This is a genomic window from Pseudomonas sp. AC463 (genome assembly GCF_979253585.1).
The window spans coordinates 78,382-94,844 of record NZ_CEEDDZ010000020.1; the positions used below are offsets into that span (position 1 = coordinate 78,382).

The 16,463-nt window shown below is 63.8% G+C and carries 10 protein-coding genes and 1 pseudogene; 7 read left to right on the forward strand and 4 right to left on the reverse strand.

Features of this window, described 5'->3' with window-relative positions; translation table 11 throughout:
• Positions 1 to 28: 28 nt before the first annotated feature.
• The 4 genes from psrA (at position 29) to phnX (ending at position 4,314) form a co-directional block, all read left to right on the forward strand.
• Entirely contained in the window at positions 29 to 1,120 is a 1,092-nt protein-coding gene (psrA, locus tag AC0IYH_RS23145; RefSeq protein WP_122773481.1) for an iron-containing alcohol dehydrogenase PsrA, read from the forward strand.
• 101 nt (positions 1,121 to 1,221) lie between these two features.
• Complete coding sequence (locus AC0IYH_RS23150) at positions 1,222 to 2,517, forward strand: MFS transporter (protein WP_116626332.1); 1,296 nt, start codon at positions 1,222 to 1,224, stop codon at positions 2,515 to 2,517.
• Positions 2,518 to 2,537: 20 nt separating this feature from the next.
• Positions 2,538 to 3,410: a LysR substrate-binding domain-containing protein gene (locus AC0IYH_RS23155; RefSeq protein ID WP_116626331.1), complete on the forward strand. Its 873-nt coding sequence runs from the start codon at positions 2,538 to 2,540 to the stop codon at positions 3,408 to 3,410.
• A 76-nt stretch (positions 3,411 to 3,486) separates the two neighbouring features.
• On the forward strand, positions 3,487 to 4,314 hold the full coding sequence (gene phnX / locus AC0IYH_RS23160) for a phosphonoacetaldehyde hydrolase (RefSeq protein WP_116626330.1): 828 nt from the start codon (positions 3,487 to 3,489) through the stop codon (positions 4,312 to 4,314).
• Between the two features lie 166 nt (positions 4,315 to 4,480).
• Here the strand turns inward: phnX and AC0IYH_RS23165 are convergent.
• A pseudogene (locus tag AC0IYH_RS23165) lies at positions 4,481 to 4,591 on the reverse strand (LysR family transcriptional regulator); the annotation flags it as partial.
• A gap of 154 nt (positions 4,592 to 4,745) precedes the next feature.
• Here AC0IYH_RS23165 and AC0IYH_RS23170 point away from each other — a divergent pair.
• The 3 genes from AC0IYH_RS23170 (at position 4,746) to AC0IYH_RS23180 (ending at position 8,696) form a co-directional block, all read left to right on the forward strand.
• Positions 4,746 to 5,267: a sigma-70 family RNA polymerase sigma factor gene (locus tag AC0IYH_RS23170; RefSeq protein ID WP_471836405.1), complete on the forward strand. Its 522-nt coding sequence runs from the start codon at positions 4,746 to 4,748 to the stop codon at positions 5,265 to 5,267.
• Positions 5,264 to 6,214 (forward strand): FecR family protein, encoded by a 951-nt coding sequence (locus AC0IYH_RS23175; RefSeq protein WP_471836407.1) that lies wholly within the window; start codon positions 5,264 to 5,266, stop codon positions 6,212 to 6,214. The genes AC0IYH_RS23170 and AC0IYH_RS23175 overlap by 4 nt, the downstream gene beginning before the upstream one ends.
• Before the next feature lie 76 nt (positions 6,215 to 6,290).
• Entirely contained in the window at positions 6,291 to 8,696 is a 2,406-nt protein-coding gene (locus tag AC0IYH_RS23180) for a TonB-dependent siderophore receptor (protein ID WP_471836409.1), read from the forward strand.
• On the opposite strand, the gene AC0IYH_RS23185 is transcribed toward AC0IYH_RS23180, so the two are convergent.
• Genes AC0IYH_RS23185 through AC0IYH_RS23195 form a run of 3 tightly spaced genes read right to left on the reverse strand, consistent with a single transcriptional unit; the run spans position 8,671 to position 16,452 of the window.
• Complete coding sequence (locus tag AC0IYH_RS23185; RefSeq protein WP_471836410.1) at positions 8,671 to 10,521, reverse strand: peptide transporter; 1,851 nt, start codon at positions 10,519 to 10,521, stop codon at positions 8,671 to 8,673. The two genes, AC0IYH_RS23180 and AC0IYH_RS23185, sit on opposite strands and share 26 nt — an antisense overlap.
• On the reverse strand, positions 10,518 to 13,406 hold the full coding sequence (locus tag AC0IYH_RS23190) for a two-partner secretion domain-containing protein (protein ID WP_471836412.1): 2,889 nt from the start codon (positions 13,404 to 13,406) through the stop codon (positions 10,518 to 10,520). The genes AC0IYH_RS23185 and AC0IYH_RS23190 overlap by 4 nt, the downstream gene beginning before the upstream one ends.
• 10 nt (positions 13,407 to 13,416) lie before the next feature.
• Positions 13,417 to 16,452, reverse strand: a complete 3,036-nt coding sequence (locus AC0IYH_RS23195) for a porin (RefSeq protein WP_471836413.1) — start codon at positions 16,450 to 16,452, stop codon at positions 13,417 to 13,419.
• Between the last annotated feature and the right edge of the window lie 11 nt (positions 16,453 to 16,463).

Below are 16,463 nucleotides of genomic sequence, written 5' to 3' on the forward strand. Positions count from 1 at the left end.
TTCCAACAACAAAAACAAAGGACTCGCCATGACTGCCCGATTTCACAACCCCGTAGACACACGTTTCGGCTGGGGTAGCCTGCTCGAGCTGGCCGACATCACCCAAGGCCAGACCGTGGCTCTGGTGACGTTTCCCGAAGCCCGGGGCCTGGGGCTGGTGGAACGCATCCAGGACCTGCTCGGCGACCGCCTGGTGTACGTGATTGAAGACGTGCAACCCAACCCGGACGTGGCGCAACTGCGCGACACCTATGAGCGGTTCTGGCAGGCCGCCGGCGACTGCGACGCGGTGATTGCAGTGGGCGGGGGCAGCGCAATCGACACCGCCAAGGCGCTGATCGTCGGCACCGAGTCGGGCCGTTTCGATGAGTTGCTGGCCTTGCTGGCCACAGGCAAACCTTTTATTCCGGCACGCAGCAAGGTGCTGATTGCCGCCCCCACCACGGCTGGCACCGGCAGTGAAGTCACGCCATGGGCCACCCTCTGGGATTCGGCGAACCTGAAGAAATACTCGCTGCACCTGGAATGCACCTGGCCGTCGGTGGCGATCATCGACCCGCAGTTGATGCTGACCGTGCCCGGCGGCGTTACCGTTTCCACCGGGCTGGACGCCTTGTCTCATGCGCTGGAATCGGTGTGGAACATCAACGCCAACCCGATCTCGGACACCTTCGCGATCTCGGCCATCGAAGACATCCTCGAATGCCTGCCGCCGCTGCGTCGCGACCTGTCCAACCCAGAGCTGCGCTCGCGTATGGCGTTGGCGGCGCTTAAAGCCGGATTGGCGTTCTCCAACACCAAGACCGCCCTAGCCCACTCCATCTCCTACGAAATGACCCTGCACTACGGCCTGCCCCATGGCATCGCCTGCTCGTTCACGTTGCCGCTGGTACTGGGCCTGGCCTGGGGCCGCCATCCTGCACGCGACCGCACCTTGCAGCGCATTTTCGGCAGCGACCTGCAGCAGGCCCAAGCCAGGCTGCGTGACTTCCTGCACAGCCTGGAGGTGAAAACTGAGTTTGCCGACTACGGTGTAACGGCCACCAAGGCCGAAGCCATGATCACCTTCGCCCTGCAGGGTGCGCGCGGCAAAAACTTCATCGGTGCCCACGCGCCCTGAAACATGCCGCTGTGCCACCGCGACGATTTCCTGCCGCACCCTCGCAAGAGTGCACCCGCCGATGCCCATCGACGGGACCGAACAATAAAAAGGAAAAGATCATGAACCGTGCCCAAGCCTTGCCTGGCCTTACCGTGCAAACCGCATCCTTTCGCGTCGCCCAGTGGCGCATGCTGCTGGCGGCGATGTTCTGCTACCTGTTTTTCTACACCGGCCGACAAACCTTCGGCTTCGCCATCCCCGGCATCCAGGCCGAGTTCGGCTTTACCAAGGAACACCTTGGCTGGGCATCGGCGGCCATGCTGTGGGCCTACGCCATTGGCCAAGCCATCAACGGCAACCTGGCGGATAAATTCGGCGGTCGGCGCATCATGACTGCTGGGGCGGTGCTGTCCTGCGCGGCCAATTGGGTGACCAGTTTTGCCGGTAACTTCGCGGCGCTGATCCTGCCGTGGGGCATCAACGGGTATTTCCAGGCACTGGGATGGGCGCCGGGCAGCCGGCTGATTTCCAACTGGTGGAGCGCCGGCGAACGCGGCAAGGTCTACGGTTTGTATGTGTTCGCCGCAGGGTGCGCTTCCGTCCTTTCGTACGTGACCTCGATCGTGGTCCTTGAGGTGATGCACCTGGAGTGGCGCTGGATCTTCCGCTTGCCCGTGCTGCTGATGCTCGCCGGCGGGATTATCTTTTACCTGGTAGCCCGCGAGCGCCCACAGGACATGGGCTTCGAAGCCCTGGCCGATACCGGCGTGGCAAATGCCGAAGACAAGAACCATGAAGTGGCGCACGGCGAAGTCGAAACTTCAATGCAGCGCTACAAAGCGGTGCTGAAGAATGCACGGCTGATCATTGCCGCAGTCTCGCTCGGTTTCCAGAACGCGGCCCGCTACGGCTTGATTGTCTGGGTGCCGGTGCACTTTCTGGGCGCCAACTGGAAAAGCGGCGACAGCCTGGTCGACCCCAAATGGATCACCGTGGCCCTCCCCGTCGGCATGGCCGTAGGAGCCCTGAGCAACGGCTGGGTCTCAGACAAACTGTTCGGTTCCAAACGTTACCTGGCGATCATGCTGTACATGGTCCTCGGCGCCGCCACCAGCCTGTGGATGTGGAGCCTGCCGCCCCACAGTGCGATCGGCCTGGTGGCGTTGTTCCTGTGCGGTTTCTTTGTTTATGGGCCGGCGTCGAGTTTCTGGGCCCTGTGCCCGGACCTGGTCGGCGCCAAGCGTGCCGGCACCGCGACCGGCGTGATGAATTTCTCGTCCTACCTGTTTGCCGGGCTGGCGGAACCGCTGATCGGCAGTATGCTCGACAGTACCGGCAACACGTCACTGATCTTTATCGTGGTGACGACTGCCTGCCTGAGCAGTGCGGCGGTCGCCCTGTTCATCAGACGCTGAACCCGGCACAGGACCTTTGCATGTACCAGTACCACAAGTGGCTGCGTTCGTTTCATGCGGTGGCGAAAACCGGCAGTTTCACCCTCGCCGCCGAGTTCCTGAGTGTTGGCCAGCCGACGATCAGCGAACAGGTGAATGCGCTGGAAAAGCAGTTCTCGGTGGAGCTGTTTCACCGCCGCGGGCGCTTTATCGAAATAAGCGCGGCCGGCCACCAGCTGTATGCGATTACCCAAGGCCTGTTCGGGCAAGAGGATGAAGCCGTGCAACTGTTGCAGAGTTTCAAGCAACGCAAGTTGGGGATGCTGCGCCTGGGCGCGGTGTCGCCGCCGATTGCGATGAACCTGACGTACGAACTGATGCAGCGCCATCCGGATATCGAGCTGGAGACTTCGTTTTCCCCCGAAAAGGAAACCCTGGACCGGCTGTTCAATTTTGATATCGATGTGGCGATCCTGGCGCTGTCCGAATTCGACCAGCGCTTCGACACGCAGCTGTACCACCGTTACCCGATCATTGCCGTAGTGCGCGATGACCATCCCTGGGCCAGCCAGAAAGAGGTGCATGTGGAGCAGATCAACCAGGAGAAATGGGTCATGCGCGAGAAAAGCTCACGCACTCGCCAACTGGTGGAAGAGCGCTGCAAACACCTGGGTATAACACTCAATTGCGTGATGCAACTCAACAGCCGTGAAGCCATCGTGCACGCCATCGCCAAGGGCATCGGCATCGGCTTTGTCTCGGCCGTGGAATATGCCGAAACCCCGGGCACCACACCCATCACCTTTGTGAACCACCCGTTTTCCATCGACTACCACCTGTGTTGCCTGGGCATACGGCGCAACCGTCCGATGATCGCTGAGTTGTTTGATTCAAGCCCTGCTCCAAGCGCCTGACCCACTGCTGTTTTTCACGCCTACCTTTCGCCGCCGAAAGGGACGGCCTCCCTGTACCCGCCATTGGAGATTGACCATGAACTACCAACAACCGACTCAACTGCAAGCCGTCGTCCTGGACTGGGCCGGCACCGTTGTGGATTTCGGCTCATTTGCCCCCACCCAGATTTTTGTTGAGGCCTTTGCCGAGTTCGGCGTGGCGGTGTCGCTGGAAGAAGCGCGCGGCCCCATGGGCATGGGCAAGTGGGACCATATCCGCACCCTGTGCAACCAGCCGCAAATTGCCGAACGCTACCGCGCCGTGTTTGCTCGCCTGCCCACCGACGAAGACGTCACCGCACTGTATGAACGCTTCATGCCGCTGCAAATCGAAAAGATTGCGCTGCATTCGGCAGTGATCCCAGGCGCCCTGGACGCGATTGCAGCCTTGCGCAACCAGGGCCTGAAAATCGGTTCGTGCTCCGGCTACCCGGCCGTGGTAATGGCCAAAGTCGTGGAGCTGGCGCGCCAAAACGGCTACGTCGCCGACCACGTAGTGGCGACCGATGAAGTGCCCAACGGCCGCCCGTACCCAGCACAGGCGTTGGCCAACGTGATCGCGTTGGGCATCAGCGATGTCGCAGCCTGCGTCAAGGTGGACGACACCTGGCCCGGTATTCTCGAAGGCCGCAGCGCCGGCATGTGGACAGTCGCACTGACCTGCTCGGGCAACGCACTGGGCCTGACCTATGAGCAGTTCAAGGCAATGCCGGCGCAACAGCTCGCACAGGAGCGCACGCGCATCGGCCAACTGTTCGAAGGTGCACGCCCGCATTACCTGATCGATACGATCGTTGATCTGCCCGCGGTGATCGAAGACATCAATGCCCGCCTGCTACGTGGGGAAACACCCCAGGGCGTCTGACCGCAGGGGGCACGCCTATCGCGAGGGCGTGCCCCATTCGTCCCGACTCGCCAGCAAAAAATCCACAAACGCCCGCACCCGATGCGGCACGTAGCACCCATGGAGATACAGCAAGGTAAACGGCCGCGAGCTCCCGCCAAACGGCAGCAACACCTGCGCCATGCTTGGCCGAGGTCACACCGGCCACCTGCGCGGCGGCGGTGAAGCTGCTGGATTCGGCAGCCCGGCAGAACAGCTCGATGCTGCCCAGCTGCAAATCTTCGAAATGGCGCTTCATGATTGATTACACCGAATGGCGATTTGAAGGGTTACACCACCTGTTTATCAGCCCTGATCACATAAATACAGCCGCCGCTGCTGGCCGCGCTTGCTTTCGCTGATGGCACACCGCTAATCTTGCGAATAATTCTTATCCGCAGACGTATCCCAGCATGTCGGCCAGCAACCTCCCCTTGAACCAGGCTGTCCAGGCGCTCTACACCGAGCACCATGGCTGGCTGTTCGGCTGGCTGCGCAAAAAGCTTGGCTGCCCACAGAATGCGGCGGACCTTTCCCACGATACGTTCATGCGAATTCTCACCTCCCGCGATGCCCTCGGCGGCATGCGTGAGCCCCGGGCCTTCCTCACCACCACCGCGCGCCACCTGATCATCGACCGCGCGCGCCGCCGCCAGCTGGAAGACGCCTACCTGCGAGAGCTGGCGCTGACCATCGAGATGATGGAGCAATACCAGCAGTCGCCGGAACAGATCCTCGTCACCCTTGAAGCACTCGAACAGATCGCCTTCGTGCTCGACGGCCTGGCCCTGAATGCGCGGCAGGCGTTCCTGCTGTACTTCCTCGAAGGCCTGCGCCAAAGCGAGATCGCCAGCCGCCTGGGGATTTCCGAGCGCATGGTGCGCAAGCACCTGATGAATGCGCTGATGCACTGCAACCACGCGCTGGACGTATGAGCAACGACCTCGACCAGCAGGCCGCCAACTGGGTGATCCGCCTCAATGAAGGCAACCTCAGCGAGCGCGAGCAGCAGCAATTCGAGCGCTGGAAGGCCGCCGACCCGCAGCATGGCGCGGCCTTTGAGCGCTTGCAGGGGTTTGTCGGGCGCTTGCAGGCCCTGCGCCCGCAGCAGGCCCCGGTGCAGGCTGCACTGGAAGCCGCGCGGGTACGCCGGCGCAACCCGGCTGGCCGCGTGCTGCTGGGTTTGCTGGTGGCGTTGCCGGTGGCCCTGGCATTGCGGGCCTACCCACCGAACTACTGGCTGGCCGACCAGCGCACCGCCCCGGCGCAGTGGCAGCAGCTCAAGCTGGAAGACGGCTCGCAACTGACCCTCAGCGGCAACAGCGCCGTGGACCTGAACTTCAACGGCCAGCAGCGCCAGGTGCGTTTGCTGCGCGGCGAGATCCTGGTGCAAGTGGCCCACGACGCGACGCGGCCGTTTACGGTGGTCACCGACGACGGCCAGATGCGCGCCCTCGGCACGCGCTTTACGGTCAAGCGCGAGGCGCCGGGCACGCTGCTGAGCATGCTCGAATCCAGCGTCGCCGCCACCGACGCCAGCCAACATGATGACGTGCAGGTCAGCGCCGGGCAGCAGGCGCGCATCACCCCGAGCGCGGTAAAGCTGCTAGGCAGGATCGACCCACGCGCCACCAACGACGCCTGGAAACACCATCAATTGGTGGTGCAGGACCGCCCCCTGCCGGAAGTGCTCGACGAACTCGCGCGCCAATACGGCGGCCATGTGCAGTTCGACCGCCAACAGTTGGCCGACCTGCGTGTGTCTGCCGTGTTGCCGCTGGATAACCCGCGTCGCGCCCTGCAATTGATCGCCGACGGCCTGCCGGTGCGTATCCGCGCGTACAGCCCGTTGTGGTTGCAGATCGAACGCCAGGAAAAATAGTTTCGCGGCCCGGGTTCCGCTTTTTGCCACTGCCCCGTCAAGGAAGAAAGCACCTCAAATAACAGGAAATTCTTCCATGCCGCGCCACTTCAAGCGTTCTCCCTTACCCCTCGCCCTGGCGATCAACCTGGCCAGCCTGGCTGCGCTGAGCCTGGCTTTCAGCAGCCCGGTGGCGGCGCAAGAGGCGGCGCGCTACGCAATCGCCGCCGGCCCACTGGGCCCGGCACTCAACCTGTTCGCCCAGCAGGCCCACGTGGCGCTGCTGTTCGACAGCAAGACCGTCGCCGGCCTGAATACCGCCGGCCTGCAAGGTGACTTCGCGGTGGCCCAGGGCTTCGCCCAATTGCTCAGCGGCAGCGGCTTGCAGGCGGTGCAAGGTGCCAATGGCTACGTGCTGTTGCCGGCCAACACCAGCGGCTCGCTGGAACTGGGCCCCACCGCCATCACCGGCCGGCTCGAAGAAAGCAGCACCGAGCACGTCAAGGGCTACGTGGCCACGCGCAACCTCAGCGCGACCAAGACCGACACACCGATCATCGAAACCCCGCAATCGCTGTCGGTGGTCACCAGCGACGAGATCCGCGATCGCCAATCGGAAACCCTCTCGCAGACCCTCGACCTGACCCCGGGTTTCACCAGCCAGCCCACCAGTTTCAACCGCACCTCGGACCGCTTCCGCATTCGTGGTTTCGATGTGGAATCCGCCACCGGCGGCTCGTTGCGCGACGGCCTGCGCCTGCAGAACAACTCGTATGACGGTGTGCAGGAACCCTATGGCCTGGAACGCGCCGAGGTGATTCGCGGCGCGGCGTCGGTGCTGTATGGCCAACTCTCGCCGGGCGGCTTGATCAACACCGTGAGCAAACGCCCGAGCCAGACGCCTTACCATGAGGTCAACCTGCAAGCCGGGCAGAACAACCGCAAGCAGCTGTCCGCCGACTTCACCGGCCCGGTGGGCGACAGCGACACCTTGAGCTACCGCCTGACCCTGCTCGACCGCAAGAGCGACACCGCCGCCGACCATATCAACAACGACAAGGTCTACGTGGCCCCGGCCCTTACCTGGCGGCCCGACGACGACACCTCGCTGACCCTGCTGTCGTTCTACCAGAAGACCGAAACCGGCTTCTCCGCACCGCTGCCCTACCAACTGACCAAGGGCGTGGGCAGCGGCCGGTTCCAGATCGGCCGCCACGACTTTATCGGCGAGCCGGACTACGACGAAATGAACGGCGAGATGTCGGCGCTGGGCTATGAGTTCGAGCACCGCTTCGATGAGCACACGCGCATCAGCAATAAGCTGCGTTACTACCAGTCGAACGTGACGTGGCGCTACCTGCAAGTGAACACCGCCGGCATCGGCACGGCGCTCAGCGGCGGCATCCTGCGCCGCCAATACAGCGACCGCGAAGAGCGCTCGCGGGGCCTGGCCAGCGACACCAATATCGAAAGCAAATGGCAGTTCGGCGACTGGCAGCACACCTTCCTGCTGGGCTTCGATGGCTATGACACCAGCTACGACTCGCATAACTTTCGCGGCAATGCGCCGTCGCTGAACCTGGCGACCTACCAATATGGCCAGCCGGTGGTGGTCAATACAAACCCCGCCACCGACCGTGGCTCGCAGGTCGATACCCTGCAAAAGGGCATCTATTTCCAGGACCAGATCAAGTTCGATGAACACTGGATCGTATTGTTAGGCGGCCGCCATGACTGGGCCAACCTGGACACCCAAACCTTCCGCGACGGCAAGACCACCGGCCAGAACGACTCGGCCACCACCTGGCGCGCGGGCCTGGTGTACAAGGCCGACAACGGCCTGGCGCCCTACGTAAGCTATAGCGAGTCCTTCTTCCCCGCCGCCGGCGCCACCAAAGATGGGCAAGCCTTTGTCCCCACTCAGGGCAAACAGTATGAGGTCGGCATCCGCTACCAGCCCGAAGGCAGCGCCACGCTGTTGAGCGCGGCGGTGTACCAGCTTGAGCAGAAAAACGTGCTCACCCCGGACCCGACCGACAGCACCGAATTCGTGCAAACCGGCGAGGTACGCTCCCGTGGTTTCGAGCTGGAAGCCAAGACCGAAGTCACGCCCAACCTCAGCCTGATTGCGTCCTACGCCTACATCGATGCGCGCATCACCAAAAGCAACACGGCCAGCGAAATCGGCCAACGCAGCGAAGACACCCCCTACCACCAGGCCGCCCTCTGGGCTGATTACCGCCTGGCCGCATTGGGCATTCCGCAACTGCGCATCGGCGGCGGCGCCCGCTACAAGGGCACCACCCAGGCCTCGGGCGTACCGTCGTCAATGCCCGCCTACACCCTGTACGACGCCCGCGCCAGCTACGAGATCGACCCGCACTGGGAAGTCGCGCTCAACGCCAATAACGTCACCAACAAACGCTACACCTACTGCGAATTCGCGATTTGCCGTTATGGCGATGAGCGTCAGTTGGTCAGTTCGTTGACCTATCGCTGGTAAGGCTGGCCAACAACGCCTCACTCAATGAGTGAGGCTCACCCCGGAACAACACCTCCAACGGCGCACTGCTTTCCAGGTGCCGATACCACCGGCTGCGCTCGGCAAAATCCCCGGCCATGCGCGTGGCGGCTTGCACATACTGCTCATGGGTTTGCGCAATGCTCCACTCCGGCAGCCCCACGCGGCGGAACAGCCCTTCGTCAATATGCTCGAACACCTGCGGGCCGGTCTTGCACACGCCCGGCAGGCCCACGGTGAGCGCGTCGATAATGCCGTTGGTGTTGCCGAACGGGAACGGGCTGAGGAACAGGTCGCAGCGGTTCAGCGTGGCCATGTAATCGGCGTAGGGCTGGTGCGGGTATACGGTGGCGTCGCCCACGTAGCGCTCGATCAAACGCACCAGTTGCGGGAACAGCAACCCTTGGGCCTGCCCCACCAAAAAGTGAAAGCGCACGCGCTTGCCGTGGCTGTGCAAGGTGCGCACGGCAATCGCCTGGCAGGCGCGCAGGAAGGTGGGGTTGAGTTTCATCGTGGTCGCGGCCACGGCGATATTGACCCAGCCCGCGTCCTCACGCGTGACGCGGGGCAGGTCCACGGCAATTGCCGACGGCCGATACGGCTGCCCATTGGCGGGCAGTTTCAACAGGCACTCGGTGAAGCAAGCCGGGTCGCCAACAAAATCCTCTTCCACACTGATCAGGTCGATATGCCGCGACGCCGTGGTCGCCGGGTGCCCCAACGCCGCCACCTGCAACGGCGCAAAACGCAGGTTGCTGGCAAACATCGTGATCTGGAACATGCCGACGCTGGGCATGTAGAACACCTCGGGCTGACGTGAGGTGGCCAGCGCGCCGATCTGGCGCAAGCAGGCGAACAGGTCATCGGGCTCGGACAACTCGATAAACTCATCGAACACCTCGCGCCCAAGGGCATCCACGTTGGCCGCGTACCCCATGGCCACCACGTGAAAATCCCGGCGTGCCGCCTGCAGCGTCAGCGAGTGGGTGCGGTAGATCGAATGCCCGCCGGAGAACCATTCCAGCAACACCAGCATCAGCGGCTTGCTGCGCGGCGGCGCAACGCCTGCGGGCACGCTGTGGAGGTTGACGCTGGCCAGTTTGCGTTCGATCAGCACATTGATCGACGCCTTGATGCGGTGACGCTCGGGCAGGTCGGCGTAACTGCAATGCATGTACACGTCATGCAGCACGTTCAGCGGCAGCGCGTCCAGGCTGTCCAGTTGCTCCAGGCGCCCCGGCAGCCAGGCCAGCAAGGCCTCGCGCTTGGAGTGCGCGGCCGGGGTGCCGAGAAAACGCGGCGACATCAGCGCCATGAACAACGCCGCCGCCATGCTGGGGTTCTGCGCCCACAGCACATCCACATCCAGCGGCAACTGGGATTCGGGCGAGTAGAGCAGGCAGAATTTCACCAGGTTCTGCTCACTGAGGCGGTAGTCACTGCCGTCCGGGCCGAGCAGGTTCAGCGCGCGCAGGATGTGGTCGCAGTTGATAAACGCACTGGCGGCGAACAGCGACGACAGCCAGCGTTGCAGGTTGATCAACTGGCCAAAACCACCGGGGCTGAGGCTGAAACCAGGATCGGAAAACAGCGCGGTGATCGCGCAGGTCAGGCGCGTGAGCACATGGCTTTCCAGCTCGCCCGGGGTAATCGCTGGCGACACACTCAGGGAGAACTGCTCGGACAATTTGCCGTAGTTGCGGTCGATCAATTGCAGTAGGCGCACCAGTTCACGGGCGCCACCTTCGTGGTCGCGGGTGTAGCACAGGTATTCGAAGGCCTCGAGGGAAAAGCGTGGCTCGCTCATAGCGGCCGCTCCACGTCGATCTGCACCGCGTTGGCGTCGGTGCTGCGCACTTTGAGCGGCTGGCTCCAGGCGCCGCCGACCGCCTGGCTTTGCTGGTATTGGCGGGTGGGTTCGGTGCTGGTTTCAAGCAAGCTGTTGTGGATCAACCCACCGCGACTGATCAACACCGCGCCATTGCCGGCGGCGGTGATCGACGCTGCGCCGTTGAGGTAATTGCCGGTCGGCGTATCGAGGTCCAGGCGCAAGGTGCCGTCCACCACTTGCAGGGTGTTGGTGCCGTTGTCGAAGCTCAACGCGGCGCCGCCGGCACTGCGTGCGGTGACGGTGAGGTTGCCGCTGCCGCCGGTCATCACGTTGTTGAAACCGCGCGCATTGGTGGCGTTGAACGACACGCCGGCCCCCGAGCCCTGCGCGGTGCCCGCCAGGCGGATATCGCCGCTGTTGGAGAGAATATTCACCCCATTGCCCGCCCCCGATGCGCCGCTGCGCAGGCTCAGGCCCGGCGCGCCGGAGGCTGGGCCAGACGTGCCGCTCAAGGTCAGGTCACCGTCCTGGGTGGTGAGGTTGATCACCGAGCCGGTGCCGGTGGAGTTGACCACCGTACCCGAGTCGCCGGCGCTGCGGCCATCGATGAAAATATCGCCGCCGGCGCCCGCGCTGAGGGTCACCACCCCCGTGGTGGACGCCGCGAGGAACACGCCGCGGCCCGAGTCGGCCGAGCCCTGGAGGGTCAAGGTGCCGCTGCCCACGCTAAGGGTTTGGGTGGAGGTCGCCGCCGTCGAACACACCAGCACGCCGCTGCCGGAAACCGCACGGCCGCGCACGGTGACATTTCCGCTGCCGGTGGCCGCGATGGTGTTGCTGGTGCTGAAGATTCGTGTGCCATTGCCGCTGCCCAGGTTGGTGCTGTCCACCGTGATGGAGCCCGCGCCCGAGGTGATAATGTTGCTGGCGCCGGTGAGCACAAAGGCGTCGCCGCTGCCAGTGCTGCTGGCCTGCACGGCGGTGATGCTGATGTTGCCGCCACCGGCGTCCAGGGTGCTGCGGCTGATATTGATGGCGGTAGCGGTGGAGCCTGCGGCCAGGCTTGAGGAAGTGGCGCCACGCAAGGTGATATCGCCACCGCTGGTGCTCAGGCGCGTGCCATTGGTCAACGAAATGCCCACGCCATTGCTGACGTTGGTGCTGGCCCAGGACGTTGCCGGGTCCACCGCGCCGCTGAGGGTGAGGTTGCCGCCGTTGGTGCTGATGCTCGCGTTGCTCAGGGCCACCGAGCCATTGCCGCTGTTGTTGAAGTTGGACACCAGCGACACGTTCAGCGTCTTGCCGGTGCCATTGCTGATGCTGGTGTTGGTCATCACGATATTGCGGTGGGCCTGCAAGGTCAGGGTCGCGTTGCCCACGCCCTTGACGTTGGACAGCACGTTGATGTCTCCCGAGGTGCCGGCGCCGTTGGAGGTGGTCACCAGAATATTCGCGCCCTCGGACAGCGACGCGTTGAGGGTCGCCGAACTCAAGTTGGAACTGGCCCCGGCATTCGGCGTGAATGGCGAACTGCTGGACGTGCCGGTGCTGGCGCCGTTGGTGATATTGATGTTGAACGGGTCGATCAGCCACGTGCCGCCCTGCCCCGACACCGCGCGGAGGTCGACGATGCCGGCGATATCCAGCGCATGCCCGGAGGTTTCCACCAGCCCGCCGCGCCCCTGCCTGCCGGCGCCGCGCACGCTGATATCGCCATAGAACTGGGTGTTGTCTTTGGACCACAGGATCACTTTGCCGCCGTCACCGCTGCTCAAGGCATTCGCGCTGATGCGAGCATCGCTGCCCATGAAGGTGCTGTCGGCCTGGTGCAGGTTGCCGCTGCCTTGGTAGTCGCCGCCCATCAATACCGTGCCGCCGCCGAGGTCACCGTCGGCGTCGATGCGCCCGCTGTCGAACAGGCCCACGTACTGCCCGGTCATGGTCACGTTGCCGCCGCGCTCACCGGTCTGCTTGCCCGACACGTCGAGCACGCCGCTGTTGACCACCACGCCACTGTCGCCGCCATCGAGGATGATGCGGCCGTTGCGCTGCTGCAGGCTGCGCGCCTCGATCACGCCCTCGTTGTTGACCACGTTGCCGAGCATGGCCTGGGAGTCGCGGGCGGTCATGGTCACCGCGCCGCCATTGGCGCTGAGCAGCCCACGGTTGATCACACTGGCGCCGATGGCCGGGTCATTCACCTCGACATTGATCAGGCCGTCGCCGGTGAAATCCAGGGTGATTTTTTCACCACCGCCGAGCACCACCGAGCCGAGCCGCGCGACCACCGTGCCCTCGTTGCGCACCTGGCTGCCGAGCAGCGCCACGCTGCCGCCGTCCCGCGTGCTGATCGTGCCCTGGTTGACCACCGCACCGCCGCCCTGCCCGGCGAATACGTGTTTGCCGGCCATGAAATCGCTGTTGGAGATGTTCAACGAACTGGCGACCAGCCCGCCCACATCCACCATGGAGCCGGCACCAAACAGCACGCCCTGCGGGTTGATCAAGAACACCTGGCCGTTGGCATTCAGGTGCCCGAGGATCTGCGAGCCGTCGCTGCCGGTCACGCGGTTGAGCGCCACCGAAGAGGCGCCGGGCTGGAGGAAATTGACCTGGGCATTCTTGCCGATATTGAACGTGTCCCAGGTGGCGATCAGGCGGTCGCTGCCCTGGTTTACGGTGAGCACGTTGCCGTTGCTGCTGATGCTGCCGCTGCCGGCGACCACCTGGCCGTTGGTGGGCAAGGCGTTGTTGTCCAGCGCCATGGCGGGCAGCGGCACCAGGCCGTAGAGGGCGCAGAGCACGGCAAAACTCAGGGGTTTGAGTACAGGCAGCGCGGTGTGAATCGATGATGTGCTCATGGCCTGCTCCTCAGAATGAATAGTTGATGCCAGTGCCGATGGCGCTGATGGTGGTGCCCACGCCCGGCGAGTAGCCCGTGGCCGCATACACGCCGGTGAGGGCGAAGTTGTAGTTGGCCAGGGAATTGTTTTTCAGCAGTACGTACTGGCTGAACACGTCGATGTTCTTGGTCAGCTTGTAGTTGGCGCCGATGGCGTATTGCGTCGCGCCCATGCCGTGGGTGTCGCAGTCGATCGGGGTGGCGCGGATCATCTCGCACGAGCCCTTGAGGGCCTTGCCGTAGCTGGCCTTCAAGCGCCACGCGCCGATCTTGTGGGATACGCCGAGCAGGTAGGCGCGGCGGCGGTATTCGGAGAGGTCACTGGAGGTGGTGCTGTTATTGATCACGCCGTCTTCGGAGTACGACAGGTCATCGGCAATCGCCGACAGCGTGGTGTTGCCGAAGGTGTAGGCCAGGCCATAACGGAAGCTGAAATCATCCGACGTGGTGCCATCGGTGACATGGGTGGTACTGCCCACCCCCCGTGCGTTGCGGCTCAGGTTGGTGATGCCGAAGTAGTTGATATGCCGCTCGGCGGCCACCACGGCGGTGAAGCCGCGGTAGTTCCAGACCAGGCTACTGCCGTAGATGTAGCCCTTGTCCACATCGCTGGCGGCGCTCAGGCCGTTGTTCGAATAGGCCAGTTTGAGTTGCAGGCCGTTCCATTCCGGCGTCCAGTACTGCACCACCCCGGCCTGGCGGCGGTTGAAGGCGGCATCGCCATTCACCGACGTGTCGTTGTAGCTTTGCGGGCCGTTGACGTTGGTCGATAAGCCGGCGCTGAAGCCCGGCGAGCCGATGATGTTGAAGTACGCAGCGCTGGTCTTGCCATTGAACGGGTCGAGGCTGGTGGTCGCCTCTTTCATCGGCATGTCCCACACGCCATACAGCAGCGTGCCGTAATCGGTGTTGTTGAACGCCGCGCCGGTGTTGCGCAACTTGGTGCTCGGGGAGGCGGATTTGACCACCGACTCATCGCTGCTCTCGGTGTAGTTCATCGAGATGCCGTATTCGAGTTGCCACAGCAGTTTCCAGTCCTCGGTCAGGCCGTAGCCGCCGTGCACGCCGATGGCCGAGACGTTGTCGCGGGCGCGCCAGAAGCTCGCCATGTTGCGCCCGTTGGGGTTGCCCAGGCGGCTCTGGTCGTTGGGCCCGTTGGGCGTGGCGCCGCGCCGGTCGACGTATTCGGGGACGATGCCGATATTGCCGTAGAACACCGTATCGGTTTCGGCCACTTCGAAGTCTTCGCCCTTGGAGCCGATATCGCTGGCCAGCCCGGCAAACGCCTGGGGCGAACCGGAGATCGAGAACCACAGGCGCTTGGCCGCGCGGTCGTCGCTGGTGGGGTCGGCGCCCGGCGAAAAGGCCAGGCTGGTGTTCATCACCAGGTCGCGGTGATAGAGATTCAGGCCCACGCCGTAGCCGTAGCGCGTGAGGGTGTTTTCACTGGCGTCCCACGGCTGCTTGTTGACCTTGACCTTGCCCGCATCGGCAAACAGCGTACCCTCGGCAATCGCGCCGTGGACGCGGCCCAGGTATTTGCGCAGCTCCAGACGGCCCAGCAGGCCTTCGTCGCCGGCCACTTCTCCGACCGGGTAGGCGCGCACGCCATTGGGGCCGCCGAGGCTGAGTTTTTCTGAGGCGTCGAGGTTCTTGTCGGCCCACTGGCCGGTCAAAGAACCGAACAATGAATAGCCGTTGCCCAGGTACTGCAAGCGGCTGAAATTCACATTGGCCTTTTTGTAGCGCCCGGCGGCATTGGCGGTGAGTGCATCCAGCGCGGCATCGGCGGGGGTGTTTTTGTCCAGGTCGCCGATGCCGTACGCCAGGCTCCAGGCGTTGTTGCCCTGCCAGTCATCGCGCCAGTTGCCGTACAGCGTGGCGCTGCGCAACACCGCGGATTTGTTCACGGTAAAACCGCCCGCCGAATCCTCGAAACGCCGGTGGTCTTCGGCCAGGTTGAAGCTGATATTGCTGTCACGCGAACGCAGCAAGGCGCTGTTGATAAAAACCGAGGAGACCTCGGCGGTGCCGCCGGCATTCAGGCCCTTGAGGTTCTTGCCGATGCTGTATTCCAGCTCGGCGTAGTTGGCGCCCACCGAAATACCGCTGGCGCCCAACGGCTGCTGATAGCCGACACCCTTGATGTCCAGGCCTTCGAAGGTGTTCTGCGAGGTGACGGTAAAGCTGTCGCCAAGGCCCAATGCATCGTTGAGGCTGACGCTGGAGGTGAGGCGGTTGGCGCCAGTGTAGTAGTTGCCGTAGTTGTCGATGGCGGCGCGGGCGGTCCAGGCGGTCATTTCGCTGAGCTTGAGCACAATGTCGGCGGCGCCGGGTTGCTGCGACGGGCGCAGGATGGCGTGCACAGACACCCCGGTGATGTCAGACAGGCGCAGCAGCACGCGCTCCAGGTCTTGCTCGCGAATGATGGTGCCCGCCGCCAGCGCGTTGACGAACTGCTGCTGCACGCCGGGGCGCAGGCGCACATTGGCGTCCGGCAAGGTGCTGACCTGGCCGATGATGCCTTCGGAAATGCCCACGCTGACCTGGCCGTTCTGGATGTCCTGGGCCGGCAGGTACGCACGCGCCACCAGGTAACCGCGCGCCCGGTACAACGCCGTGACCTGCGCCGCCGCATCGCGCAGGCCGTCGAGGCCGAGGGTCTTGCCCACATAGGGTTGCAGCACAGCTTGCAGCTGGGCGTCGGTGAGTTTGCGGTTGCCCGTGAGCACAAAACGCTTCACCTGCAATTGCAGGGTCGAGGTGCTGGCCTGGCGCGCGGGCTCGTCGCTCTGGCTTTCGATACGCACACTGCCGGGCGCTGCCGGTTGCACGTTATCCGTGGGGCGCAGCACCGAGCGGCTGTTGTCGAACAGCGTGCCGGACGACGGCAGCGTGTCGGCCTGGGCCTGGGCGTGGGCAGCAAGCAAGGCAACGGCCAGCAGCGACAACGCGCCAGGCCCCCAGGCGCGGGGCGCCCGGGTGGTGGGGAGGTTTGGGCTCATACAGTTCTCTT